Origin of the sequence: uncultured Acetobacterium sp. (assembly GCF_927416815.1) — a bacterium.
GTDB lineage: Bacteria > Bacillota > Clostridia > Eubacteriales > Eubacteriaceae > Acetobacterium.
This window is the reverse complement of sequence record NZ_CAKMJU010000032.1, coordinates 1-23148: the sequence shown is the minus strand read 5'-3', so window position 1 is coordinate 23148 and position 23148 is coordinate 1. Positions and strand designations below refer to the sequence as shown.

Sequence of the window (23148 nt, the reverse complement as noted above, 5' to 3'; positions counted from 1 at the left end):
TTCAATTCTGAAATGATTGATTATCTATTGCTAATACAGTATAATCTAAACTAACAATAATACGTTATAGAAAGGAACTCTCAGTTGGATAGTATCAAAATCACCTCAACTGTCTCCACCCCAAAAGTAAATGATATTCCCAGTAAACATACGCCCAGTGATTCGGTTTTTGACATTAACAACACCGGTAATGCCAGCAAAATAAAACCGGTCTCTGAAGACTACCAAAAAGAGAGCTTCCGGGAAACCCTGTTTCAGAATTTACAGAAAGAAATTCTAAAACCGCTGATGAACAGCACCACCGCTGAAGCCGATGCGCTGCGAAAACTTGTTTTGATTTCTGAGCTTTTCGAATCATCGGCCGGCGCCTTACCCAAAGAACTACTAGAGGGGCTGTTTATCAATTCTCAGGATCTTTTGAGCGAACTCTTGCTACGGGACAAAACCAATTCGATATTCAAGGGTTCTTTTTTTGACAGCCTAAGATCACTCGCTAAATTAGAAGGATATCCCCAGTTAAAAGACGCGATTGTCTCGATTCTCCGACACTACGATGCCTATGTGAACCGAAACCAGACCCTTAACGGTATTTTCTTAGAAACCAGCCGATTACTGATGACGCTTCCCTCTAAAGAGCGAGCCATGCTCGAACAACAGCTGATAAGACTAGAAGTTGTTTTAAATAAATCCAATGGAAAAGAGCAACCCAATCAGGAACTTCAGAATCTCATCAATTTAAAGGCCGCTCAAAATGGCAAGCTAGGTGATCAGTTAGAACAGCGTATGGCGCGGATTGAAAGCCTGTTAAATTCAAAAAATCTCAACTATCAGGAGATTCAACAACTGCTAAAAAACGAAACCATCCCGGTACTTCGTCAAATTTTACAATCCCAGGCTTACAGCGATAAAACTTATCAATCGGTAGCGACAATTATTGACCATATTGTCCGCTATGATAAGGGCAACCCCGAGCAGCTTGAAGCGGCAGTCCTGCGCTTTTCTCAAGCATTAAAACCGCTTTCCAGCTTAACTGACAGTGAAATTGTAGAAATGAAAAACCAGCTTTTCTTACATGCTAAAGAAGCCGAAATTCTGGCTGAGCGCCTGGGATCTTCAACCAAAAACCCCGGCGAAGGTGAGAAAGTCGCAATGGCGCAACTACTGGAACAGGCACTTGACGAAAAAAATTCAACCAAAATTATCAATTCTGCTCAAAACCTGCTAGAAACCCTGGTTCGTAACGAAAGCCCGATCTTTACGATCATGCACTTCTTAATACCGCTGCGTTTTTTAGACGAGAATTCCTATGGCGAATTTTTTGTTGACAAAGATCCCACCGCAAAAAAGGGAGAAAAAGGCGATGCCGAAAACGCAACCGATATTTTCTTTACGATCCAGTCTGACCGGTACGGTAATTTTGAGGTGGAGCTACTGGCGCGGGATAAAAACATTACCTTAAATATTAAATCTCCCGGGCCATTGGTCGAAACATTAAAATCGACCAGAGAGCAGCTAAAAAATATCGTCGAGGAACAGGGTTATGCCCTTGCCGGCTATGGGGTGGGCGAATATTTGCAAAGCCAGGCGATTCTGCAACGTTTCCCTAAGTTGGCATTCAGAAAGGTAGGACTCGATGTCACCATCTAAAGATAAAAAAACGAAAAAAAAGACCCTCCACATCCAGGACGGTCAAATAAATAAGAATTCAAATTCCGAGGAAGAAAACAGCGAGCAGCCGCTAAGAGTTACCGCTTTGCGCTATGATCCAGAAAAAAACAGCTCGCCCGTCATCGTCGCCGCTGGAACCGGTTTTGTGGCTCAAAATATCCTAAACGTAGCTGAAGAAAACGGCATCCCCATCTATCACGACGACTCCGCCGCGACCCTGCTGTCCAAGCTTCAAATGGGTCAGGAAATCCCCCCAGAACTGTTTCAGATTGTCGTTAATGTTTACGTGTCCTTGTTAAACTTAGCTGAGGGAACCGATATTGGCGATAAACTATTTAACTAGTATTTTAAATTAAACCCGCTCATTGCTGAATTATTTTGGTCATCTTTTTTAAGAACCGCCCATTTATTAAATGAAACGTTTAATGGATGGGCGGTTTTGTCCGTTTATCAAATAATCTACGAATGAGGAGGTAAGACAAAATGTATATTAGCCTGATTCAAGAGGCCTTAACACTTGCCGGATATGATCCGGGACCGGTAGATGGCATTGCCGGACCCCGCACCGTTTTTGCCATCAAAGCATTTCAGTCCGATCGGGGGTTAAACCCTGATGGGATGGTTGGTCCATTAACCCATACTGCCCTGTTTTCATCACCGCAAAAGGTGCTCACGACTCCAGCTGCCAGCACCGATCCTAAGCAATTGAGCCCGCATTTCCATCAGAATGAATTTCGCTGTTGTTGCCAAGGACGTTACTGTAACGGTTTCCCCGCTGAAATGCATACTGCATTGATTTCCGGGCTTGAACAGATTCGGAATTTTTTTAATCGACCCCTGCTTATCACTTCTGGCGTCCGTTGCCAAACCCGCAACCGGGAAGTGGGCGGCATTGTGCATTCAAAGCATTTAGTCGGTCATGCCGCCGATTGCTATATCCCTGGGGTATCGGTCGATACCCTGGCTGATGCCGCCAGGCAAGCAGGCCTTGGCGTGATTATTTATGATGATGAAGGTTTTTGCCATTTAGAAATTTAGTACTGAAATGATTCAAGGGGATTCGACTGAATTCCCCTTTTTTACTTTTGCGGATCTTTGTAGCTTTGGAGAACGCAGCACGAACAAGGTTTTTTCTTCATGATAACTCATCACAAAGAGCCTTCCATAAAATTTTCGGATGATTGTAGCACCATTCGATTGGCCGCCGTCGCCGAGATGGCGATGTTTCTGCCAATTTCATTAAACGTGTAACCCTGTTCAACCGCCGCTTTAACATATGAAATTTTATCCTCACGTAAAAACCGCTGCCTTGAGCCTGCCTTAATCAAATGAAAAATTTCATCATTTGAAACGACCCGTTTTAGAATTTCATCGAGCGTTTCCTTATTCGTGCGATCTGTTTCATGCTGGTTATTTTGTTTATCTTCCTCGCCGATCACCAAACCCTTTTCATAAAAGTCTTTATCGTTTAACGTTGGGTCTTTGCACTCCATGAAGCTCTGATAGGCTTTAATTGCAACCACCCGATTTTTCGAGAACATATCCAGAATTTTATCGATATGAACCGGATTTTTGATGTTCTGCCGATAAAAGCAATCACTGCTCCAGGGATATGCGGCAATACTTTTATGAATTCCGGCTCTGACCGGATTGGTGTGAATATACCTTAGCAGGGTTAACAGGTATTTGTCATCGTTTACCAGAAGCGCCTTGTAGCGACCGCCAAAAACATGATCCGTCCGTTTATGTCTTTTATTATAGCTTTTGCTGTAAGTATTATTAATTTTTTGCATAATCTTCTGCAGCGGCTTTTCTTTTGTCTCGATCATTAAATGATAATGATTATCCATAATCACATATCCCAGCAAGTTAAATGCCGCCTCATCATTGGCCGCTTCCAGGCATTTTAAGAAGTCTTCTTTATCCTCTTGACTCTCAAAGATATAGGCTCGGTTGTTTCCCCGCTTGATCACGTGGTAGACAGCTCCCTCGAATTCAACCCTTGGTTTTCTCCCCATCTTATCCTCCATCAGAAAAATTGGTGTCAGTTGGCACAGAACCACTAAAAATTACCTGACTCTTTTTTCCGCCACTTTATAGACGATTTCATCATCGCGAACCGATATTACAATAATCTTCATTTTCTCGTCCTCACGGACAAGGCCATATACAATCCGCACACCCAGCTTAAGCAATTTGATCTTATAATAACCGGCTAGTCTAGCTGTGTTGTGATTTCCTAGTGGTTTCCCATAGCCTCCTTCATAGTCAGGAAGAGGATTTTGAGAAACCTTCTCGATTGCTTTTAAAATGTACAATTTCTGGGAATGGTCGAATTTAACTAAATCCTTTTCTGCTTCTTTGAAATATTCTACTTCCCAGGTCATTATTCAATATCCACTTCTACATCTTCCAGCTCATCTCGGTTGATATTCAAATTTTTCAATAATTGATCCTGGCTGATAAAATCAGACTGCGTTGCCGTTTTCATCCGTTCCTCAACACTCATAAACAAATAATAATTCTCGATTGTTTCTAACATTTCTTCATATTTTTTAGGGGTTATCAATACACATGTAGGCTTATTGTTTTTAACAACAATTTTTACTCCGCCAGCATTCACTTCATCAAATATTTTACTTGCTTCACCCTTATTAAATCGAGATATGGGTACAATAGCATTCAATATGCTATTCACAGATATACTATTCATAATGAGCACCTCATTTCTTTACTCTTTTTTCTAAAATTTATAACGTCTTCTTAATATTATTGTATAGCATAATATCATATTTAGCAACTTTTATGTCAATATATTTATCGTCATATATCAACATAAAAAAAGCTTTGCCGTCAAGTGGAATACTGCTGATTTCACCACTGAAATAGCCAAACGGAAAATAATCGCCTTTACTTATTTATAAGCAAGCATAAGCAGTTTCATCTTGCAAAACTATTTTACCATATCAAAGGAAAAACGCAAACAAGTTTATAAATTAGTGTCAGGCACTGTTTCTTAGGCACTGTTTCTTAGATTAACGCCAAACGTTTTGAAAGAGCTTTGAACTCCTGGAAATACGTCTTTATAATCCGATCACATATTTCATCTGCGATTTCTTCTTTATAAATATGAGACGTTAAGTTGCGATCATTTAATATTTGAATCCAAATCTTATCATCTGTGATTAAACCATAACTAAACGCTTCTTTCATAACTGACTTAGGACTGTTAATATCAATAAACCCTTGATCCATCAGATATTCCCTGGCAGCTTTCCAGGCAAGTTCCGTCGTAAATTCAAACCGCTGGATGACCCCATCACGGACAACGCTGCTTTCATTGGCTTGAAGTTCTAAAATTCCTTCACTCAGGCGATCAACTGCTTTTCTTAAATTTTCGACTTTATTTGTTAGTAATTCCATGATAACGACTCCTTCTTTCTTGACATTTTGCAGCAAACGAGGATCTGTGTCGGGTGTTATGAATATTATATCAAATTTTAACAAGGTATCCAGATCTTCAATATCATTTGTGAAATTGGCTACTTCCAAGTTGGAATTGCTTTTGCTTTTACTGAAAATGGCTAAATCGATATCACTATTAGGCCGATAATCACCTCTTGCTCGTGATCCAAATAGGACAATTTTATAAATATTCGGATAGTGACTGGCGCATTTTTTAACCTGCTCAAACAATTTTTCCATTCTTATTTTTGAGGTCTTTTTAACAGCTCCTAAAGCTTCCCCTTGTGCTCCCACTTTTTGTTCACTCATTCGCAAACCTCCCAACTTCATGATAATTTAAGAAGCATACCACTTCTTTTTTTAAACTATCATTCAAAACTTTTTTAAATTCCAATCGATTATTTTCAATCAATCTACTCACGCTCTTTCTAAACGATTTTCAGTTTGTTACTGGTTATCTAGTTTGCGCCATTTCTTCCTAAACAAACAAGTTTATAAGTTAATGTCAGGTTCATGACTGAAGCACCTTCCTTTATTATAAGTTTATGACAGGCAAGGACACTTCATGTGTGCGTAGTATTGACAATGCACAATATTCGATGTATAATATAATCAATAATAATAACAAAGAAGAGGTGTTTGAAATGGCTACTACAAACGTCACGATTCGAATGGACGAAGAGTTGAAGAAACAGGCTGATGATTTATTTTCTGATCTGGGTTTGTCTATGACCTCGGCTTTAATTGCTTTTACTAAGCAAGCGGTTAGAGAACAGCGAATCCCATTTGTTATTTCTCGAAATATTCCGAATACCGAAACGATCTGTGCAATCGAAGAAGTTGAGAACATGAAACGCAATCCCGCAATCTATAAAGGGTATGATGATATCGATGAGATGATAACTGAGTTGTTAAAATGAAATATCTAGTTAAACCCACATCGAAGTTTCAGAAAGATCTTAAAAGAATCCACAGACGTGGCTATAATCTTGCATTGCTTACCGAGGTAATCAAAATCATCGCAAACGATGAAGAACTTCCAGCCAGATATAAAGACCATAACTTGAATGGAAACTATGTAAAATGCAGAGAATGTCACATTACGCCGGATTGGTTACTGATTTACGAACTGACAGAAAGTGATCTGATTTTATATCTGATGCGAACCGGAACCCACAGCGATTTATTCTAAAGTCTCATACGGATACCAGAAACTGGAAACGTCCAATTATTGGGCGTTTTTTTGCATATGCATAAATAAGCTAAGTCATAAGTTAAGTGGTGCCAGGCTCCAAGACTAAAGTTTATAAGTTGGTGCAGACATTTAAGTTTGTCCCCTAAGTTGAGCAACAGAAAATTTAGGCAGCACGATTGTCATAATTAACGACAGCAATTTCTGTTAACGTATTACGCAATTGATCAATAATGCGTTCTAATTGTGCAACAACCGTACCACTAAATGATTCTTCGCCACATTGGGTACACGTGTGACAAGGTACATTTTTAACAATCACAATAATGTTTCCTAAGTCAGCCATATAAGTGGTAGTTCCATCAATCAGTTTACCTTTACACAAAAAACAATCCATTTTACTTCTCCTTTCTCGATTTAAAGCCGTCTTCCCACATATCTACATCAGGATAATATGCAGTTATGATCCATAATTTGTAATCAGTATACCCAACTACAACATGGACTAATAATTTTTCAAGAGATGATCCTAAAATTAGACAACCCAGAGAAACAACTGCTTGATAGTCTCCGTATTTTACATGAACATGGGGTTTATAGTATTGTCAACATCATTGAATCGCATATAAACATATATTCCAACAAAATTACTTAGTTCTGTCACTTTATCAATATCCCTTCATTTTTTTAAGCCTAAGAGCTTGGGATCATAACATCATGTATAAATAATCCTTTAGTACCCAATTTTTATAACTGCAGCTAAAACGCAAACAAAAAGTTTATATATTTATAAGTTGGCATCAGGTACGTGTTTGTTTAATATTCTTAATGTTTTAGACTTTCATCTTCTCGGTCAATTTGTCTGGGTAACCGCTAATGTTGTCTTGGTGACATTATACACTACTGCCTGCAATATGTAAATCATTATGTTTATAAATCGGTGTCAGGCACCTGTTCCATTAATGGAAAAAACGATGTGAGCCGCATCGTTGTTGTGTCCGATTCTCTGCTGTCCCTGTTACAGGATTACTATCAAAAGCATCTGAAAAATGCCCGTCCAGAAGATTTTTTTGTTCATGGGAGCAACGGCGACGAGTATTGTCAGACTGTACTATACCAGAAGTTTCATCAGTTGCTGGATCAGGCCAGTATCCCCAGGCGTTCTGATGGCGGTCGACAACGTCTTCATGATCTGCGCCACACCTTTTGTGTAAGAGCACTGGAGATGATGCAAACGAAGGGATTTGATCTGTATACATCACTACCATTGTTGTCCATATATCTTGGCCATAAGCACTTGACAGAAACTGAATATTACCTCAGGATGCTGGAAGATCATTTTGGTACTGTCCTCGAAAAAACAGCATCCTACAGCCCCGGCTTGTTCCCCAAAGATATAGGCGGTGGTGAAAATGAATGCTAATTTTTCTTATCATATCACCAGATATTTTTCAGATTATTTACCAAACCAGATAGCGGCTTCCCCAAATACGATCCACTCTTACCGGGATGCTTTCGTGCAACTCATGGCTTTTTATAAAACAGTGTATAAAATAGCCCCGGAAAAACTGACTTATAAAGATTTTACCACTCAAAGAGTTGAAGAGTTTCTAACCTACCTTGAAACAGAGAGAAAGATCAGCATCAGCACCAGAAATCAGCGACTGGCTGCAATCCATGCTTTTTTCCGGTATGTTCAGTACCGTGATCCTTCCGGTTTTGAACAATGTGCGGATGTCTTATCCGTACCATTCAAAAAAGCCCCTGCGACACCAATGAATTATATGAACCTTGAGGAAACTGCACTGTTATTTTCGCTCCCAAAGCAGCAGGATAAGTGGCAGCTTCGTGATTTATCGATTCTCGTGCTTTTGTATGAGAGCGGTGCACGTGTGCAGGAGCTGATTGATCTCTGCCCGGCTCATCTCCGGTTTGGTTCAATAACGATCGTTGAACTACATGGAAAAGGGAACAAAACAAGGCACGTCCCGATTAATGCTGACGCATCCAGCATAATCAAAAAATACATCAAACATCATCAGCGGAACAACGTCAACCAACCCCTATTCGTAAATCGCAGTGGCGAAAAACTTACTCGCGCCGGCATTCAGTATATCATCGATAAATATGTTCTAATTGCGCAGCAAAGTCGTCCAGATTTATTTAAAAAGCGCATCACTAACCACTGTTTTCGTCATAGTAAAGCCATGCATTTGTTGGAGGCTGGTGTAAACCTGATTTACATACGTGACTTTCTTGGTCATTCCTCAGTTATCACAACAGAAATCTATGCAAAGACAAATCAAAAAATCAAAGAAGAACACTTAATAAAACACAGTTCTTCCATTGAGATATCGGAAAAGTATAACCGGAAGGAAAAAGATGACCTAATTGATTGGTTGAAAAAGAACCTGTAAAATGATAAAATTTTATGTAAAGAAAAAAGCATCAGATTCTTCCGTTTATGGAGGGATCTGATGCTAACTTTGCATAACTATAAGCTTCGCATAACACCGGTTATGTAAAGCTTTACATAAGCGATGGATCAGTGCATTCGCCATTGCTTCAAGAAAAGCTAATTCAGGTATTTGTATTCTTTCTTTTCGTGGAATTCCTTCAATAGCTAAGTATGGTTTATACCACTGTCTGAAAAATTCAATCGCCTCCTCATATTGAAGTAAAATTGAACCTCCTTGAATGGTTCTTCTATCTAAAAATATTGAAATGTTATCCCCGAAACGAACCATATCGACAACGGAACTTTTTATTTTGTTGTTATCTGATAGCAATTCAGCTGCATTATTAAAAACTCCATGTTCCAGCAAGCCTAGTGAAATGAGTACATCATTTGTAAGCTCTTCAATCCCAAGAACACTTTTTAACCATTTAAACAGTATCTCAAATTTCAATCCTTTGTTTTTTGAGGGCATTTCATCAAAATCAATTTGACCACCAATCAATACCAGTTTTTGCAATGCAGTTCGATCAACTGGGACACTGGCCGTATCCATTCTTCTGTATGCTTTACCTTTATAGAAATAAGGTTGACTCTCACCCTTGTACACGTTTAGAGTAAGGACTTCTTTTTTATCCATTGTCGTTTCTTTTAAGGTATAGATTGGCCTTGGTTCAATTGTATCATTAATAGTATTTTCAATCGCTAACTTAAGATGATCAATATTTTTTATGCCAACAACCTCACCATCATCACTAATCCCAAAAATAATTTCACCATCACCATAGTTTGCAAATGCACTAACGGTCTTTAAAAATGAGGGTGTAAACTCCTGCTTGAACTCAATTGTTTTTTCTTCTTTTAGTTTGCCCATTATTAAACCCCTTTTTCAATTAACTCCGTTTTAGTTAAGACTATCGTAAAACCAATTATCCACCTGAATTTCTCGGAACTGAGCAAAAAATCCAGATTGGACCTGTGCTCATGGGCGGTGCTTGGTGGCAAAAAGACTGTTATAACCTTTGTCGATGCCAAGGATCCGTTTTTTCAGTCGTTTCCTATCTTCCGCTGGGCGGAGGTTTGACGGCGGTGTCGCTAATGATAATTGCTATTTCCGGATGCTGCTCCGAATCAACTTTTGAATAGCATGGGTGCACAGGTCGTGTCTTCGTTCTGGGTGATGAACACTGGTTCTATCAGCCGGTCTACTACCTGCAATATGTCAATGATTATGTTTATAAGTTGGCGTCAGGCACTGTCTCCTCTGGAATAATCACCGAAACTCCCTGATACACCACTGTTAGTGTATTTGCATCAAATAATACTCATGTGACCCAAAGTCTCTAATTTACCAAAATTTGGCGAATCAACCACCGGCTCCGGTTTACCTATCTGTTTTGCAAGGAACTCAACCTCAAAACCATCTTTGATCAATGTCACTACCCCGGTATGCCGAAAAGACAACTCATACCCCTTTTCTTGAAAAGCATCCACCAAATTTACCCTTTCTCGTGGCTTTCTGATGTTTCTCACCAGAAAATCAATGTCCATAGTTTTTGTGGTCGAAATGAAGCCATCGATCACACTACACTGCTCGTAAAGATACTCGGCCCAGGAACCGATCAGAATCACATGATCCAATAAATTCAAGCCATCAAGTATGGTCAATGTTTCAACAAAATTCTCCTTATACAGCATCTACCTCAGCCCCTTTTTAGCTATTTTTATGTCTTCCTGCAGGCCACGGATCATATCTAAGAACTCTTTTCGTTTATTTAACTGTTTTTTGACTCTATCTACTTGATCAGCTTTAATATACTGATCAACTCTTTTACCTTCTTCATCTCGATACTTTAAATAATAATAAACTTTATCACCCCTTTTTCTTGGATATAGGACACCTTTTGGTAGTTTCGCCAATCTTCCCTTATAAACTATTATATTTTTCTCATTTCTCTCTATTTGATCCTCTAAAACATGTTTGATAGCCATAACAACCCACTCCTTTTTAACTATTCTCTACCAGCATTATACACCACAAATTTTATTTTTAAAAGACTTTGTGGTGTACAAACTAATTAAAAAAATAAGGTTGAATGGCGCCAAGAAGTGTGATATGCCGGGCATCATTGAATCGCATATAAACATATGCCAACAAAATTACTTAGTTCTGTCACTTTATCAACATTTTAAAAAGCCTAAGAGCTCGGGATCATAATATCATGTATATCATGTATAATTAATCCCATAGCACCCAATTTTTATAACTGCAGCTAAAATGCAAACAAAGAGTTTATATATTTATAAGTTGGCATCAGGTACGTGTTTGTTTAATATTCTTAATGTTTTAGACTTTTATCTACTCGGTCAATTTGTCTGGGTAACCGCTAATGTTGTCTTGGTGACATTCTACACTACTGCCTGCAATATGTAAATCATTATGTTTATAAATCGGTGTCAGGTAAATCGGTGTCAGGCACGATCTCTCAGAGATGCTCCCAAAATTAAACAGCTGGGATGTGGATAATCCTCAGGATATGGTTCAATTATTATATTACACCAGTCATAATCACATTTTTTACGTCAGAATATAAACCAGCGTCAGGCACTGATCTCTTCTATTCCGGATTTTTATAAATTTCACGTCGATGGCCGACATTTATAATATTAATCCGCACCTGTCCATCATCAATTTCTGCTATCAAACGATATGAACCGATCCGATATCGCCAATACCCTTTTTTATCACCAACAAGAGCCTTTCCCTGGCTACGCGGATCAACACAGCCGGAAAGATTTTTATTAATCCATCCGATAATGATTTTTGACTGATGTTTGTCCATCTGCTTCAAAGTTTTTAACGCTTTGTCGCTGATCTTCACTTCATAGTTCATCGTCCAGACCCAATTCACTGATTACTTCGCTCAACGAGTAGAATTTGACCGGTTTTTCCTGTTCATATTCTCTGATTACATTCAGATCGTAGTCATCTTCCAGTTTTTCGAAAAATGCCTGCTTAATAGCATCTGAAAGACTTACTCCATGAAGCTTTGCATAGCTTTCCATCCAAGTCTTTTCCTGTTCCGAAACTCTTAATGATACATGTGCCATTATACTAATCACCTCCATTTTATTTCGTAACACATTGTAACACAACTTTCAGCTATTATACCTTAAATAATTTCAGCGTCACTGTTACTTGTCCTTGTCAAACACAGGAGTTTAAGTTCTTAATTTTTAGCATGTTGTCAAAGGCAAAATGCAAACAAGTTTATACATGAGTACATGAGTGTCAGGCACGGTCTCCTTTCGGTCTCCTTTCTGGCAACCACGACATGAAGTGGTACACCGATAGAGGGAAAACCGAGTATCAAACAGCTTGGCGTTGGAAAATCATCTGGATAATCTTCAATTATTTCACCTGTCATTACTGCTTCCTTAATATGCTTGGGCCGAATATTACGCTGCTTACATCGCTCAATTACGTGTTGTGTTAAAAAGACGATGTCTTTTTCATAGAGATCACGCAAATCTTCAATCTTCATTTTCTTCCTATATCCTGTTCCTGTGAATTGTAAGTATACTATGGTTATCTTAAGCGGCTCCTAGACTACCAAGGCAATGCTTTGAAGTATCTTGATAACCAGTATACACCACTGCTCGCTAGATGTAAATGTAAAGTTTATAAATTGGTGTCAGGCACGCTCTTTTCTAAATTGGTGTCAGGCACGCTCTTTTCTTTATAAATTGGTGTCAGGCACCTTTCCCCTATGGTGTCAGGCACCTGTCCCCAATCCCTCCCCCGGTCACCGCTGTCACTCGCTTAACCGGCCGATTCCGTCCTTCAAATCTATCTTAGGCACCCAACCCGGTAATCGATTTCCTTCAAAAGGTTTCATCACCTCTCTGGAACGATATGGTCTTAATCCCCAATTAATGTTAAGCCGCACGGCTTTTACCGCTTCATAAATTCTTGCAACTTCTTTTAAAGAATAGTACTTTTCTGGCGTTAGAAAATAAACCTCGTTAAAATATTGCTCTTTATTTGTTATTTGCTCCATCGCTACTAAGAATGCATCAACGATATCATCAATGTGTACAAATCCTAGGAGCTGATCGCCTGGTGACATGTCTAAGCTTTCGCCGGTTTGTGAAATTTTATTAAACAAAGAAAATATTTTCGGTCTTTTGTCGTTTGGTCCATAGGTATCATATAGCCTAAGCGTTAACATTCTAAGTGCTGTCGATTCTGTGTAGAATTTGGCGATGTTTTCAAACGCCTCTTTTGTTGCAGCGTATAAATTCACCGGATTATATTCGCTGCTACAATAATTCTGCCAGTTTGTTCCGGTATTTATTAAGTAGCTGACATCTTCTTGTTTCATGGCTTCAAGCAAATGCGTACCAAACAAGATATTGCTTTTAAATAGTTCATCAATATCTTCTACTCGATGTTCTGATATAAACAAAGAAGCTAAATGCACGACTAGATCAGGTGAAGCCTTCTTGAAAATTTCGATCATGCTTTGAAGGCTCTGATTATAAATATGAATGACGATATTTCCTTCCAAAGACTTTATCTCTTCAAGGTTGGAGTTTTTTCTTACAATAACATGGGTCTCGTATCCCAAACTTACTAATCTTCTTACTAAATTCAGGCCGACAAAACCCGTCCCGCCTGTAACCAGTATCTTCTTCATCTACTCACCACTATTTAATTTTCTGCTAAATTTTTCATATTCAGTAATTTGAGAAAGTGTAAAGTCGTATAGGTTTTCTTTGTCATTTTTGTATACCCTCACCCAATCAACCACCATCTTTAAAGCTTTTTCAATGCTTAACTGTGATTCATAACCTAATAGTTTTCTGGCTTTATAAGAATCGAGCTTTAAATAAGAGGTCTCATGGGGTTGTTGTCGCGCATCGATTCTATAGCTTGAATTTCCATTCCAAAGATTGCAAATCTGTTTGACAATAAATTCAACATTTTTTTCGCTGTCTTTTTCGGGTCCAAAATTCCATGAGCCATTATACCTGCATCCTTCTAAGCCTAAACCCATTGCCAGTTGCAAGTATCCGGTCAATGGTTCCAATACATGTTGCCAGGGCCGAATAGCATGAGGATTTCGTATCAATAGTTCTTCATTTGACAACAATCCTCTGACACAATCTGGTATCAATCGATCAAGTGCGAAGTCCCCACCACCGATTACATTTCCGGCTCTTGCAGTGGCTATGGCCACTTTGTGATTATTATATTGATCCGGATGAAAAAAAGAGTTGATATAGGAAGCTGTAATCAACTCTGAACACGCTTTGCTGCTGGAATACGGTTCATATCCCCCAAGACGATCTGTTTCTCGGTATCCCCAAAAGGACTCTTTGTTTTCATAACACTTATCGGTCGTAACATTCACGACTGCTCTAACCGATGGACAACGCCGAACTGCTTCCCACAGATTCACCGTTCCCATCATGTTCGTTTCAAATGTTTCTACCGGCTTCTCATAAGAAAGTCGCACAAGCGGCTGTGCTGCCATGTGAAAGATGATTTCTGGTTGTGTCTGTGAAATTGCCTTGTTCAGGTTATCACGATCACGGATATCGCCAATAATAGAATTAATCCTGGTATCGATTTTACATTGCTCAAACATCGAAGGATCAGTGGGTGGATTCAAGGCATACCCTGTGACATTTGCACCTAGCTTCGTTAACCAGATCGAAAGCCAGGAACCTTTAAAACCGGTATGACCTGTTATAAGAACATTTTTACCCTGATAATAATCGTTAAACAAATTACCACACCTTCCAAGGCGCTTTACCGCTTTCCCAAATCGTTTCAAGTGTATATTTATCTCTCTGCGTATCCATACATTGCCAGAACCCGGTGTGCTTGTACGCCACAACTTGTCCATCTTCTGCCAATTTGTCTAAGGGTCCCTTCTCAAAACTGGTCATATCCCCCTCAATATAGTCCAGCACTTCAGGTTCTAGAACAAGAAAGCCGCCATTGATCCAGGCATCCAAATTTTCAGGTTTTTCGACAAATTCTAATACCGTGGAGTCATTATTGATTCCCAATACCCCATATCTACCACTTGGTTGTACCGCAGTAACGGTTGCCAGTTTTCCGTGGGATTTATGAAATTGATAGAGTTCTTCAATGTTAACATCAGATAAACCATCACCATAGGTTAGCATAAAGGTTTCATTGCCAATATATTTTTTCACTCTTTTTATCCTACCACCGGTCATCGTTTCTAAACCAGTATTGGCAAGAGTCACTTTCCATGGCTCCACTGATTCACAAGAGTGTATTTGCATCTGATTGTTATTTGATAAGTCGAATGTTACATCAGAACCATATAGAAAATAGTTAGCAAAATACTCTTTAATGACATTACCTTTATACCCTAGGCAAAGGATGAAATCATTAAACCCATACTTAGAATAACCTTTCATGATGTGCCATAAAATCGGTCTTTCTCCGACGCCGATCATTGGTTTTGGTTTTAAGTGAGATTCTTCGCTAATGCGCGTACCGTAGCCTCCACATAATATAACTATTTTCATATTATAATTCCCCATTAAATTTTTCTATAAAGGTTTTTATCTTGTTAATCATATAATCCAACTTTTGATTGTCTAGCTCTGGATAAACACCGATCCAAAAAGAGTGATTCATGATTATATCGGTATTTGTTAAATGGCCTACAACGCCATAGCCTTGGTTCTCATTTCTCATTTTATTAAAACAAGGTTGTTTTGTTAAATTTCCTGCAAACAGAGTTCGAGTTTGGATATTTTGATTTTCAAGATAATTGACAAGCTCGTCTCTAGTAAAAAAATCATTCTTTCTTACTGTTAGCAGAAAACCAAACCAGGATGGCATTGAATTTAAGCAAGGTTCTGGAAGGATGAAAAAATCCGACAAATCTTTTAATTTACTATGTAGTGTCTCCCAATTTTCTTTTCGCTTATTAATGAAAAAACTAAGCTTATCCATTTGGGCAACACCTACTGCCGCTTGCATTTCAGTCATCTTCAAGTTATACCCAAAATGAGAATAGACATATTTGTGATCATATCCGAATGGCAGTTCTCCAAATTGTCGTTCAAAACGACTCCCACACATATTATCTACACCTGATGGACACGAGCAATCCCGTCCCCAATCGCGAAGCGATAGAACAATTTTACTTAATAATGGGTTATCAGTATAAACTGCCCCGCCTTCTCCTGTAGTTATATGATGGGGAGGATAAAAACTGGACGTACCAATATCACCTATTGTCCCAGTATATTTCCATTGACCGTCTAGTTGATATTGTGACCCTAGTGCATCACAGTTATCTTCAATAAGCCAGAGATTATGTTCAACACAAAACGCTTTGACTTGCTTCAGATCAAATGGATTACCTAATGTATGGGCAATCATAACCGCTTTCGTTTTTTCCGTAACTGCTTCTTCCAATTTGCGACAATCAATATTATATTGCGGTATCGTTACGTCTAAAAAAACAGGGATAGCTCCATATTGAATAACAGGCGTTACAGTCGTCGGAAAGCCAGCGGCAACAGTAATAACCTCGTCTCCAGGCACTATACGACGTTCACTTAATAACTGCGATGTTAATGCCATAAATGCTAATAAATTAGCACTTGACCCGGAGTTACATGTATGACAAAATTTCACTTGCAAGAACTCAGAGAGTTTTTCTTCGAATATATTAGTATATCTACCTGACGTCAGCCAAAACTCAAGTGACGAATCTACAAGATTAACCATTTCTTTTTCATCATAAACTCTGCCTGCATAAGGTATTCTATCCCCAATCTTATATATATCTTTTTCGTTTATTGTTTGACTATAATATTCTTTTGTTAACCTTAATATCTCATCTTTTAACTCTTGAGATTTTTTCAAAATATCACCTTTCTTTCTAAACCAATCTCAAATATCTACATAATTAAAATTACTTCTAAAATCATTAAAAGCAACAAAACTCTCATCTCTTTCTGATATAATTGGCTTACTAATACCCCAAGGTATATCAATCGAATTCCACCTTATGCCCCCTTCAAGCTTTTTATTATATACAGATGACATCTTATACATAACAACTGTGTCAACTTCAAGCGCTAGGTATCCATGAGCAAATCCTTCTTTTATGTATAGTATGGAGAAATTTGACGCATCGATATTAAACATTTCATAATTCCCATATGTGGGCGAATCTCTACGAATGTCTAAAACTACATCTAAGATACTCCCCTTGACACAATAAACTAACTTTGCTTGAGCAAATGGCGGGTTTTGAAAGTGTAAACCTCTTAAAACGTTTTTATTAGAAACTACTATCAAATCTTCGACAAAATTATTATTTATGCCATAATCTCTAAAATCTTCAATATGAAAAGTTTTAATTGAAGTACCTCTATGATCCCTAAATATATTGGGCTCAAGTCTTAAACATCCGTCTAATGCAGTCTTATTTACCTGATACACAAATTCACATCCTATTTTATTTTCTATTAATTAATTTTTTCCAATATATAATTGTCTCATCATCGGGAAAGCACTGGGCAAAATGATTGACTGAACTCTTAGAATCTTCTCTTAAAATATGCCGACAATTAAAAATCTTCGATTCGGTTTGTTCAAATTTCACCTTGTCTTTTATCAAATCAGAATTTATACTATCCTCAAACAACTTCTTGTCTTCACCCAAACAGGATAAGAACCATTCATATGGCTTTTCTCCAAAGATCGTATTAAACTCAAATGTTCTTTTTGGCATCTCCATTACATTGTCATAAATTCCATTCATTTTTTCAAGCGTTTTTTTTAAATTAAATGTATCCAATACAAACGCTCTTGCATTCTCTCCGATTCTTTTCCGTTCATTAGGATTTTCATATAAGTAACGAATAAGCTTTCCGTACTGTTCAATGTTATCTGCAAGCAAACCTGTTTCCATATGTTTAACAATGTATTTCTCCGCCCCTTGATTTAAGACAACAACCGGAAGACCTGCCGCCATTGCTTCAAGCAATGCATTCTCGGTTGTACCAAAATGCCAAGGATTTAGTGGATAACCAAATACATCGAAACGTTCTAGTACTTTAGACACATCATTCAAATAACCTGTAAATTCAAGTTTATTATATATGTTGTATATTTCTGCATCCCGTTCTATCTGTTGCTGGTTGTCCGCATCTCCCACTATAATAAACTTCGCCTCTGGCACATCTATCTCTGAGCAAAACTTAATAAACTCGGGATGCAGCTTGCTATAATTCAAAGTCCCAACATAACCGATATTAAAGTCCGCATGATGAACGGGTTTAGCTCTGGTTGCAACTGAAAAATCTCCTGCACCATAAATAATCTCAGCGTTTTTCTTAACGTATTCTCGTTCATGTTCACTCCAGTACGGATTCTGAAAACTGTAGTTTGTTGTAAAAAGTATCTTATGGGCAATCTCAGCAAACTCGAAAGGTAAAGCTGGATAATTGCAGCCTGATACATGAGACCAGATAATTAGACGTATCGGAATTTGTGGGAAATTACTCAGAAACTCCGCCATTTTAGGGTGATGCCACCAACTGATTTGAACAATATCGGCTTTTAGCATTTCTTTTTTTATTGACTGCTTATCAGTCAATAAAATTATTTCTACATCCTGCTCTTTGCAAATATTGATGAATTGTTGATTCTTTGGAACCTCCAACATCAATATTTTATGTCTGTATTTCTTATCGTACTTTTGATAAAAAATAGTGATACTTGATAAAGCATTTCCTACTCCACCACCCATGTGAGAAGTTAGGTGTAAAACTATTAGCATCGTCATTTTACTCCTGTAAAAAATAAACCTGATAAATAAACCGCCACAATTTTTCTACTCGAACAGTGAAAGTAATCTTAACGCGTCGTCATCTAACATTTCCTCCGGGAACATAGAATATTTGTATTGCTGACATCTTACACATACAAAATTATCAGATTTTTTAAAAGATAAATGCATTTTTCTAAAGGCCCTTAATTCCTTTCCACGCCATATTTCGCTTATTGATTCAAAATTACAATTTCCAATAACTAATGGCTTTTCAACAGTGCAGCAAGGAATACAATTACCATCTGGATAAATTTGTAACGAATAAAATGGTTGAGGACATACTTCAGCCGCCACTATTTCATTTCCGTTCATAGTCAACTTAAATTCAGAATCATCAACAATATTCTTGTAGTCAACATTTTCAACAAATGGGCATAATCGTTCAATCGCAATGTTATCGCATATATTACCGAAAATATTCAAAAAGCGTTCTTCATCACCTAAACCAAGCGAACTGTCAATAATTTTAATATATAATTGCATATCTCCTTTATGATCATATAAGTATTTCAAATTTTTTAAAAATTCATTGAAATCAATTTCTTCGTTAGCTATCTCCTTATATTTTTCTTTATCCAAACCTTGAACCGATACCCTGAGTTTTGATAATCCAGCACTAACAAGATTATTTGAAAGCTCTTCGCTAAGAAAAACACCGTTAGTTAGTATATCTACAGTTTCGGCCACCTCTTTTTCGACAGCATATGCCACCATTTCCACGATGTTTTTATGCAATAAAGGTTCACCAAGACCAGCAAAATGAATCGCTTTAACTTTACGAGGAAAATTCTTTATATCATCAATACACTTTTTATATAAGTCAAAATCCATAGAAATCTCGTCTGAAATATGACCTCTCTCTTCTTTGTTTAAGGAATGCAAACAATAGTTGCATTTTAAATTGCATGCATAAATTGGAAAAAAAGTTATTGCGAACGGTGTATCTAGTGGAAGCACTTTTGCTAAAGCTGTCCTTTTTCCATTCACTGCTTGACCATCTATTCTCTTCGCCTTCATTAATTTTGCCCTTTCTTATTTAAAAATTTTCAAGAGTCTTTCAGCATCGTAGTCTAATATATCTTCTGAAAATGTGCTATGCTTATACAACTGACACTTATTGCAAACTGAATAAATGCTCTTTTTTTTCATCAGTTGCACTTTTCTAAAATCTTTGAACTTTTTTCCATTCCATATCTCACTTAAATTTTGATACTTACAATTTCCCACAATATGTGTTGTTTCCATAGCACAGCACGGAACAATATTTCCGTCAGGATTTATCTGCATTAAATAGAAAGGTTGTGAACAAACCTCAATGTCTGAGACATTTACTCCGTTTTGTGTTAAATTACTATTTTCATTTCCCATAATCCTTGAATAATCAATCTGTGATGTGGCTGGAATCACATTTTCTATGGCAATCACATCGCAGAGATCACCAAAGATCTCAAAAAACTTTTGGTCATCATCGTTGTCTAATGCACAATCAATAACTTTAATGTATATTTGTGTATTCTCTTTGTTTTCATAAAGATAAATTAGATTCTCAATAAACTTATCAAAGTCAAATTCTACACCAATAGTATGTTTGTATTTTTTTGCATTAACCCCTTGTATAGAAATTCTAATTCTCGTCAAACCTGAATCTACTAATGCTTTAGAAAGCTCTGGTTTAAGAAGAGCCCCATTTGTAACAATATCAATTGATGAAGCAACTTCTTTTTTTACTGCATAATCAACCATGCTAACAATATTATTGTGTAGCAGCGGTTCGCCTGTACCAGCAAAACGTAGCATTTTTATTTTTTCAGGAAAATCACATAGTTCATCTATGCATTTTTTATAAAGCTCATAATCCATAACTTTTTTTTCAGTTACGTAACCTCTCTTTGACTTATCTATAGAGTGAATGCAATAATTGCACTTGAAATTACAACCATAAACCGGGAATACTTGTACCAAATATGGGGTTGACAATGGAATTGACTCAGAAAGCTTATTCCTGTCACCACCTGGTGTTCGACCATCTATTCTAATTGCTTTCAAAGTTATCACAACCTTTTTTAACTAAACCTATCACTTGAGTGATTCTAAAATCTTCTTCGCTTCATTGTCTAAGATATCTTCCGGATGTGCAACATCATCTGGCGCACAACAAACAGAGCAACCCGTGTTACAATGTCTTTCACTGCTTAGTTGCATCTCCCAAAATGCTCTTAGTTTTTTTCCATTCCACATATCAAAAAGATTATCTTGATTTACATTACCAAGTATAATGGGCTTATAGATCGTATCACAGGGTTCGACCTCACCATCTGGAAAGATACCAATCATATAAAATGGTAACGGGCAGACATCTCTTTTCCCATGTTTCCGTCCATAACGATCATATTCTACATCCATATCCTTTGTGACTTCGACACCTTCATAAGCGGGGAGCATCTTTTCAATATACATTCGGTCAGAACAGTTGCTAAATAAATGATAGAATTTCTCTTCCTCACCATCTTCTAAAGAAACATCCATAATCTTAACAAAAAGATTCGTATTTCTTCTGTTTTCATAAAAATACTTAATATTGTCTAAATATTCCTCAAAATCCACTGCAGTACCGCATATTTCTTGGTATTTTTGGGATGACAAGCCTTGTAAAGACACCCTCAACGTATCCAATCCTGCTTCGATTAACCTATCTGACATTTCTTTAGATAGTAATGCCCCATTAGTTATGATTTCGATTCTTTCCGCAATATCAGCTTCCTTCGCCAATTTAACCATTAATGGAATGTCTCTGTTAAGTAGAGGTTCTCCTTGTCCAGTTAGTGAGAGCATTTTTATTTTGTCAGGAAATTCTTTAATTTGATCTAAGATCTTTTTATAAGTTTCCATTGACATATTTTGCGGCACAAATTTATACTGTTCTTTCATTTTTTCGTAACCTAATGAATGAGCACAATAAATACAGTTAAAGTTACAATATGTTGTTGGAAAAACAAATATACTAAACGGTGTAGCAAGGGGAATTTTTTCAGCTAGTTTAACCCTCTCTGTTCCATAGATAGGTTTTATTTCAGATGCCATTATATTACACTCCTTTATCTGAATACTATTTAAACAAATGAATTAAACGTTGAGCATCATCGTCCAGATTTTCAAGTGGATTATTTATTGCATTAAAACATGTGCAATTTCTACAAGCCGGAATACTATCTTTATTAAATTCAAGCATTGTTATGAGATGTTTCAGTCTTTTTGAACCATTCCATATTTCCATTAATGTATTTTCTTTTAAATTACCCATTGATAGGCTTTTATCAAGGCCAGGAACTGGACAGGGAAAGGTGTCATAATCACAACCTATTTGAAGAAAGTAAAAGGATTGAGCACAGACTTTTCTGTTAACATCGAGCTCTTCATTATAAAAGTTTTTACTTCCGTCAACAATCCCTTTGAGATTTTCCATTTGTTGCTGCATTACAATTAAATGCTCTATATAAATTTTATCACAGAGATTTCCAAAAACTTCATAGAATATACGCTTATCCTCTTCATTATTCAGTGTCGCATCAATAGCTTTTATATAGATCTGTGTACTTTTTCGATGTTCATAAAGATAGGTAAGATTTTTCACAAATTTAATAAAATCGATTTTTTTTCCACAAGTCTTCTCGTATTGCTGGTCATTAACTCCTTGAATTGATATGTTAATGTGAGTAATCCCTGCTTTAATCAATTTATCCGCAAGCTCTGGCGTTAATAGCACACCATTGGTGATTACTTCAACCCGATCTGCAATTTGGGCATCAACTGCTAGTTTTATCATCTCTGGTAATCTTGGATTCATCAAGGGCTCACCGAGACCAGAAAAAACGATTCTCTTAATTCCTGTTGGAAATTCTGATAATTGTTTGATGATTTTTTCATACATCTCAAATTCCATATGCTTAACAGTATAACCTAGTTGTTGAAATTCACCGCCTTCAGTATCACGTGTTGTATGAATGCAGTAAAAGCATTTAAGATTACAGTACCTCGTTTGTTCTATATAGACGGTGAATGGGTAGGGGAGTGGTATGATATCTACCAACTTTTTTCGATCAGAATCATAATTTGGTTTTACTTCTGCTTTCATTTTTATTGAACCTTTCCAGAATTCTTATTTATTTGAACTAGCATTGTTCTTCCGGGAATGCATAAAGCACGGTTTCAAGTCCCATATAGTTATAACTTCTTAAATAAAACTTATACCCTTTATAAAAACTCTTTATTAACAGCAGAATCTCCCACAGATCTGATAGCGAATGGTATACGCAAATTGCGAGTTGTGGATTGTCAACACTTTTTTAGACAACTTATTTGTGGGCTAATTTCCGATATACGGCTGGTGTGAGATACCCTAATGATGAGTGAATCCGAATGTTGTTATACCAGTTGACATAATCGGCCAGCATAAGATTTAAATATTC

The 23148-nt window shown here is 37.3% G+C and carries 29 protein-coding genes; 7 read left to right on the top strand and 22 right to left on the bottom strand.

The genetic code is table 11. The features are described from left to right. The first annotated feature begins 84 nt into the window (after positions 1-84). The 3 genes from QZ998_RS06555 (at position 85) to QZ998_RS06545 (ending at position 2706) form a co-directional block, all read left to right on the top strand. On the top strand, positions 85-1647 hold the full coding sequence (locus QZ998_RS06555; RefSeq protein ID WP_296559053.1) for a hypothetical protein: 1563 nt from the start codon (positions 85-87) through the stop codon (positions 1645-1647). Then, on the top strand, positions 1634-2011 hold the full coding sequence (locus QZ998_RS06550) for an EscU/YscU/HrcU family type III secretion system export apparatus switch protein (protein ID WP_296559051.1): 378 nt from the start codon (positions 1634-1636) through the stop codon (positions 2009-2011). Before QZ998_RS06555 ends, QZ998_RS06550 begins: the two co-directional genes overlap by 14 nt. Positions 2012-2151: 140 nt before the next feature. Next, positions 2152-2706: a D-Ala-D-Ala carboxypeptidase family metallohydrolase gene (locus QZ998_RS06545; RefSeq protein WP_296559049.1), complete on the top strand. Its 555-nt coding sequence runs from the start codon at positions 2152-2154 to the stop codon at positions 2704-2706. Between the two features lie 110 nt (positions 2707-2816). On the opposite strand, the gene QZ998_RS06540 is transcribed toward QZ998_RS06545, so the two are convergent. From QZ998_RS06540 to QZ998_RS06525, 4 genes are all read right to left on the bottom strand, one after another. Continuing rightward, positions 2817-3686 carry a transposase gene (locus QZ998_RS06540; RefSeq protein ID WP_296559047.1) on the bottom strand — a complete coding sequence of 290 codons (870 nt, stop codon included), beginning with the start codon at positions 3684-3686 and terminating at the stop codon, positions 2817-2819. A gap of 51 nt (positions 3687-3737) precedes the next feature. Beyond that, complete coding sequence (locus QZ998_RS06535; protein ID WP_296559045.1) at positions 3738-4055, bottom strand: type II toxin-antitoxin system RelE/ParE family toxin; 318 nt, start codon at positions 4053-4055, stop codon at positions 3738-3740. Continuing rightward, positions 4055-4381: a type II toxin-antitoxin system prevent-host-death family antitoxin gene (locus QZ998_RS06530; RefSeq protein WP_296559044.1), complete on the bottom strand. Its 327-nt coding sequence runs from the start codon at positions 4379-4381 to the stop codon at positions 4055-4057. Before QZ998_RS06530 ends, QZ998_RS06535 begins: the two co-directional genes overlap by 1 nt. A 317-nt stretch (positions 4382-4698) precedes the next feature. After that, complete coding sequence (locus QZ998_RS06525; RefSeq protein WP_296559042.1) at positions 4699-5442, bottom strand: HI0074 family nucleotidyltransferase substrate-binding subunit; 744 nt, start codon at positions 5440-5442, stop codon at positions 4699-4701. 335 nt (positions 5443-5777) lie between these two features. Between QZ998_RS06525 and QZ998_RS06520 the strand changes: the two genes are divergently transcribed. After that, on the top strand, positions 5778-6053 hold the full coding sequence (locus tag QZ998_RS06520) for a type II toxin-antitoxin system RelB/DinJ family antitoxin (RefSeq protein WP_296559041.1): 276 nt from the start codon (positions 5778-5780) through the stop codon (positions 6051-6053). After that, entirely contained in the window at positions 6050-6325 is a 276-nt protein-coding gene (locus tag QZ998_RS06515) for a type II toxin-antitoxin system YafQ family toxin (protein WP_296559040.1), read from the top strand. The genes QZ998_RS06520 and QZ998_RS06515 overlap by 4 nt, the downstream gene beginning before the upstream one ends. A gap of 166 nt (positions 6326-6491) precedes the next feature. On the opposite strand, the gene QZ998_RS06510 is transcribed toward QZ998_RS06515, so the two are convergent. Then, positions 6492-6722 (bottom strand): type II toxin-antitoxin system MqsA family antitoxin, encoded by a 231-nt coding sequence (locus tag QZ998_RS06510; RefSeq protein WP_296559038.1) that lies wholly within the window; start codon positions 6720-6722, stop codon positions 6492-6494. Positions 6723-7265: 543 nt separating this feature from the next. On the opposite strand from QZ998_RS06510, the gene QZ998_RS06505 reads away from it, so the two are divergent. Further along, entirely contained in the window at positions 7266-7748 is a 483-nt protein-coding gene (locus QZ998_RS06505) for a tyrosine-type recombinase/integrase (protein WP_296559037.1), read from the top strand. Next, the gene (locus QZ998_RS06500) at positions 7738-8742 is read left to right on the top strand and encodes a tyrosine-type recombinase/integrase (protein ID WP_296559036.1); all 1005 of its coding nucleotides are present in this window, start codon (positions 7738-7740) and stop codon (positions 8740-8742) included. The genes QZ998_RS06505 and QZ998_RS06500 overlap by 11 nt, the downstream gene beginning before the upstream one ends. A 63-nt stretch (positions 8743-8805) precedes the next feature. Here the strand turns inward: QZ998_RS06500 and QZ998_RS06495 are convergent, their stop codons facing one another. From QZ998_RS06495 to QZ998_RS06415, 17 genes are all read right to left on the bottom strand, one after another. After that, a complete protein-coding gene (locus QZ998_RS06495; RefSeq protein WP_296559034.1) occupies positions 8806-9654 on the bottom strand; it encodes an RNA-binding domain-containing protein in 849 nt (282 codons plus the stop codon). A gap of 440 nt (positions 9655-10094) precedes the next feature. Next, positions 10095-10478 carry a GSU2403 family nucleotidyltransferase fold protein gene (locus QZ998_RS06490; RefSeq protein WP_296559032.1) on the bottom strand — a complete coding sequence of 128 codons (384 nt, stop codon included), beginning with the start codon at positions 10476-10478 and terminating at the stop codon, positions 10095-10097. Next, positions 10479-10772, bottom strand: coding sequence for a hypothetical protein (locus QZ998_RS06485; RefSeq protein ID WP_296559030.1), 294 nt, complete (start codon positions 10770-10772; stop codon positions 10479-10481). It lies immediately after the preceding gene. 626 nt (positions 10773-11398) lie between these two features. Continuing rightward, positions 11399-11674: a type II toxin-antitoxin system RelE/ParE family toxin gene (locus QZ998_RS06480; protein ID WP_296559028.1), complete on the bottom strand. Its 276-nt coding sequence runs from the start codon at positions 11672-11674 to the stop codon at positions 11399-11401. Further along, a complete protein-coding gene (gene relB, locus QZ998_RS06475) occupies positions 11664-11891 on the bottom strand; it encodes a type II toxin-antitoxin system RelB family antitoxin (RefSeq protein WP_296559026.1) in 228 nt (75 codons plus the stop codon). Before relB ends, QZ998_RS06480 begins: the two co-directional genes overlap by 11 nt. 137 nt (positions 11892-12028) lie before the next feature. Continuing rightward, the gene (locus tag QZ998_RS06470) at positions 12029-12325 is read right to left on the bottom strand and encodes a DUF4258 domain-containing protein (protein WP_296559025.1); all 297 of its coding nucleotides are present in this window, start codon (positions 12323-12325) and stop codon (positions 12029-12031) included. 270 nt (positions 12326-12595) lie between these two features. After that, positions 12596-13480 (bottom strand): NAD-dependent epimerase/dehydratase family protein, encoded by an 885-nt coding sequence (locus QZ998_RS06465; protein WP_296559023.1) that lies wholly within the window; start codon positions 13478-13480, stop codon positions 12596-12598. Then, positions 13481-14575, bottom strand: coding sequence for a CDP-glucose 4,6-dehydratase (gene rfbG, locus QZ998_RS06460; RefSeq protein WP_296559021.1), 1095 nt, complete (start codon positions 14573-14575; stop codon positions 13481-13483). Position 14576: 1 nt separating this feature from the next. Continuing rightward, complete coding sequence (gene rfbF / locus QZ998_RS06455) at positions 14577-15353, bottom strand: glucose-1-phosphate cytidylyltransferase (RefSeq protein WP_296559019.1); 777 nt, start codon at positions 15351-15353, stop codon at positions 14577-14579. 1 nt (position 15354) lies between these two features. Beyond that, positions 15355-16710 carry a lipopolysaccharide biosynthesis protein RfbH gene (rfbH, locus tag QZ998_RS06450; protein WP_366512403.1) on the bottom strand — a complete coding sequence of 452 codons (1356 nt, stop codon included), beginning with the start codon at positions 16708-16710 and terminating at the stop codon, positions 15355-15357. A 24-nt stretch (positions 16711-16734) separates the two neighbouring features. Continuing rightward, positions 16735-17289, bottom strand: a complete 555-nt coding sequence (gene rfbC / locus QZ998_RS06445) for a dTDP-4-dehydrorhamnose 3,5-epimerase (RefSeq protein WP_296559016.1) — start codon at positions 17287-17289, stop codon at positions 16735-16737. 16 nt (positions 17290-17305) lie between these two features. Beyond that, complete coding sequence (locus QZ998_RS06440) at positions 17306-18631, bottom strand: glycosyltransferase family 4 protein (protein ID WP_296559014.1); 1326 nt, start codon at positions 18629-18631, stop codon at positions 17306-17308. Positions 18632-18685: 54 nt separating this feature from the next. After that, complete coding sequence (locus QZ998_RS06435) at positions 18686-19699, bottom strand: radical SAM protein (RefSeq protein ID WP_296559013.1); 1014 nt, start codon at positions 19697-19699, stop codon at positions 18686-18688. A gap of 15 nt (positions 19700-19714) precedes the next feature. Continuing rightward, positions 19715-20728 (bottom strand): radical SAM protein, encoded by a 1014-nt coding sequence (locus tag QZ998_RS06430; protein ID WP_296559011.1) that lies wholly within the window; start codon positions 20726-20728, stop codon positions 19715-19717. A gap of 30 nt (positions 20729-20758) precedes the next feature. Beyond that, positions 20759-21763 (bottom strand): radical SAM protein, encoded by a 1005-nt coding sequence (locus QZ998_RS06425; protein ID WP_296559009.1) that lies wholly within the window; start codon positions 21761-21763, stop codon positions 20759-20761. 25 nt (positions 21764-21788) lie between these two features. Further along, positions 21789-22814, bottom strand: coding sequence for a radical SAM protein (locus tag QZ998_RS06420; protein WP_296559007.1), 1026 nt, complete (start codon positions 22812-22814; stop codon positions 21789-21791). A 220-nt stretch (positions 22815-23034) separates the two neighbouring features. Beyond that, positions 23035-23148 (bottom strand): IS3 family transposase (locus QZ998_RS06415; protein WP_296559064.1); only part of this gene is annotated, 114 nt, incomplete at its 5' end.

Bases quoted from the DNA above. Each gene is read 5' to 3' on its own strand.
- QZ998_RS06550 (WP_296559051.1), top strand. From the start codon at position 1,634: ATGTCACCATCTAAAGATAAAAAAACGAAAAAAAAGACCCTCCACATC.
- QZ998_RS06545 (WP_296559049.1), top strand. From the start codon at position 2,152: ATGTATATTAGCCTGATTCAAGAGGCCTTAACACTTGCCGGATATGAT.
- QZ998_RS06540 (WP_296559047.1), bottom strand. From the start codon at position 3,686: ATGGGGAGAAAACCAAGGGTTGAATTCGAGGGAGCTGTCTACCACGTG.
- QZ998_RS06535 (WP_296559045.1), bottom strand. From the start codon at position 4,055: ATGACCTGGGAAGTAGAATATTTCAAAGAAGCAGAAAAGGATTTAGTT.
- QZ998_RS06530 (WP_296559044.1), bottom strand. From the start codon at position 4,381: ATGAATAGTATATCTGTGAATAGCATATTGAATGCTATTGTACCCATA.
- QZ998_RS06525 (WP_296559042.1), bottom strand. From the start codon at position 5,442: ATGAGTGAACAAAAAGTGGGAGCACAAGGGGAAGCTTTAGGAGCTGTT.
- QZ998_RS06520 (WP_296559041.1), top strand. From the start codon at position 5,778: ATGGCTACTACAAACGTCACGATTCGAATGGACGAAGAGTTGAAGAAA.
- QZ998_RS06515 (WP_296559040.1), top strand. From the start codon at position 6,050: ATGAAATATCTAGTTAAACCCACATCGAAGTTTCAGAAAGATCTTAAA.
- QZ998_RS06510 (WP_296559038.1), bottom strand. From the start codon at position 6,722: ATGGATTGTTTTTTGTGTAAAGGTAAACTGATTGATGGAACTACCACT.
- QZ998_RS06500 (WP_296559036.1), top strand. From the start codon at position 7,738: ATGAATGCTAATTTTTCTTATCATATCACCAGATATTTTTCAGATTAT.
- QZ998_RS06495 (WP_296559034.1), bottom strand. From the start codon at position 9,654: ATGGGCAAACTAAAAGAAGAAAAAACAATTGAGTTCAAGCAGGAGTTT.
- QZ998_RS06490 (WP_296559032.1), bottom strand. From the start codon at position 10,478: ATGCTGTATAAGGAGAATTTTGTTGAAACATTGACCATACTTGATGGC.
- QZ998_RS06485 (WP_296559030.1), bottom strand. From the start codon at position 10,772: ATGGCTATCAAACATGTTTTAGAGGATCAAATAGAGAGAAATGAGAAA.
- QZ998_RS06480 (WP_296559028.1), bottom strand. From the start codon at position 11,674: ATGAACTATGAAGTGAAGATCAGCGACAAAGCGTTAAAAACTTTGAAG.
- relB (WP_296559026.1), bottom strand. From the start codon at position 11,891: ATGGCACATGTATCATTAAGAGTTTCGGAACAGGAAAAGACTTGGATG.
- QZ998_RS06470 (WP_296559025.1), bottom strand. From the start codon at position 12,325: ATGAAGATTGAAGATTTGCGTGATCTCTATGAAAAAGACATCGTCTTT.
- QZ998_RS06465 (WP_296559023.1), bottom strand. From the start codon at position 13,480: ATGAAGAAGATACTGGTTACAGGCGGGACGGGTTTTGTCGGCCTGAAT.
- rfbF (WP_296559019.1), bottom strand. From the start codon at position 15,353: ATGAAAATAGTTATATTATGTGGAGGCTACGGTACGCGCATTAGCGAA.
- QZ998_RS06440 (WP_296559014.1), bottom strand. From the start codon at position 18,631: ATGCTAATAGTTTTACACCTAACTTCTCACATGGGTGGTGGAGTAGGA.
- QZ998_RS06435 (WP_296559013.1), bottom strand. From the start codon at position 19,699: ATGAAGGCGAAGAGAATAGATGGTCAAGCAGTGAATGGAAAAAGGACA.
- QZ998_RS06425 (WP_296559009.1), bottom strand. From the start codon at position 21,763: ATGGCATCTGAAATAAAACCTATCTATGGAACAGAGAGGGTTAAACTA.
- QZ998_RS06420 (WP_296559007.1), bottom strand. From the start codon at position 22,814: ATGAAAGCAGAAGTAAAACCAAATTATGATTCTGATCGAAAAAAGTTG.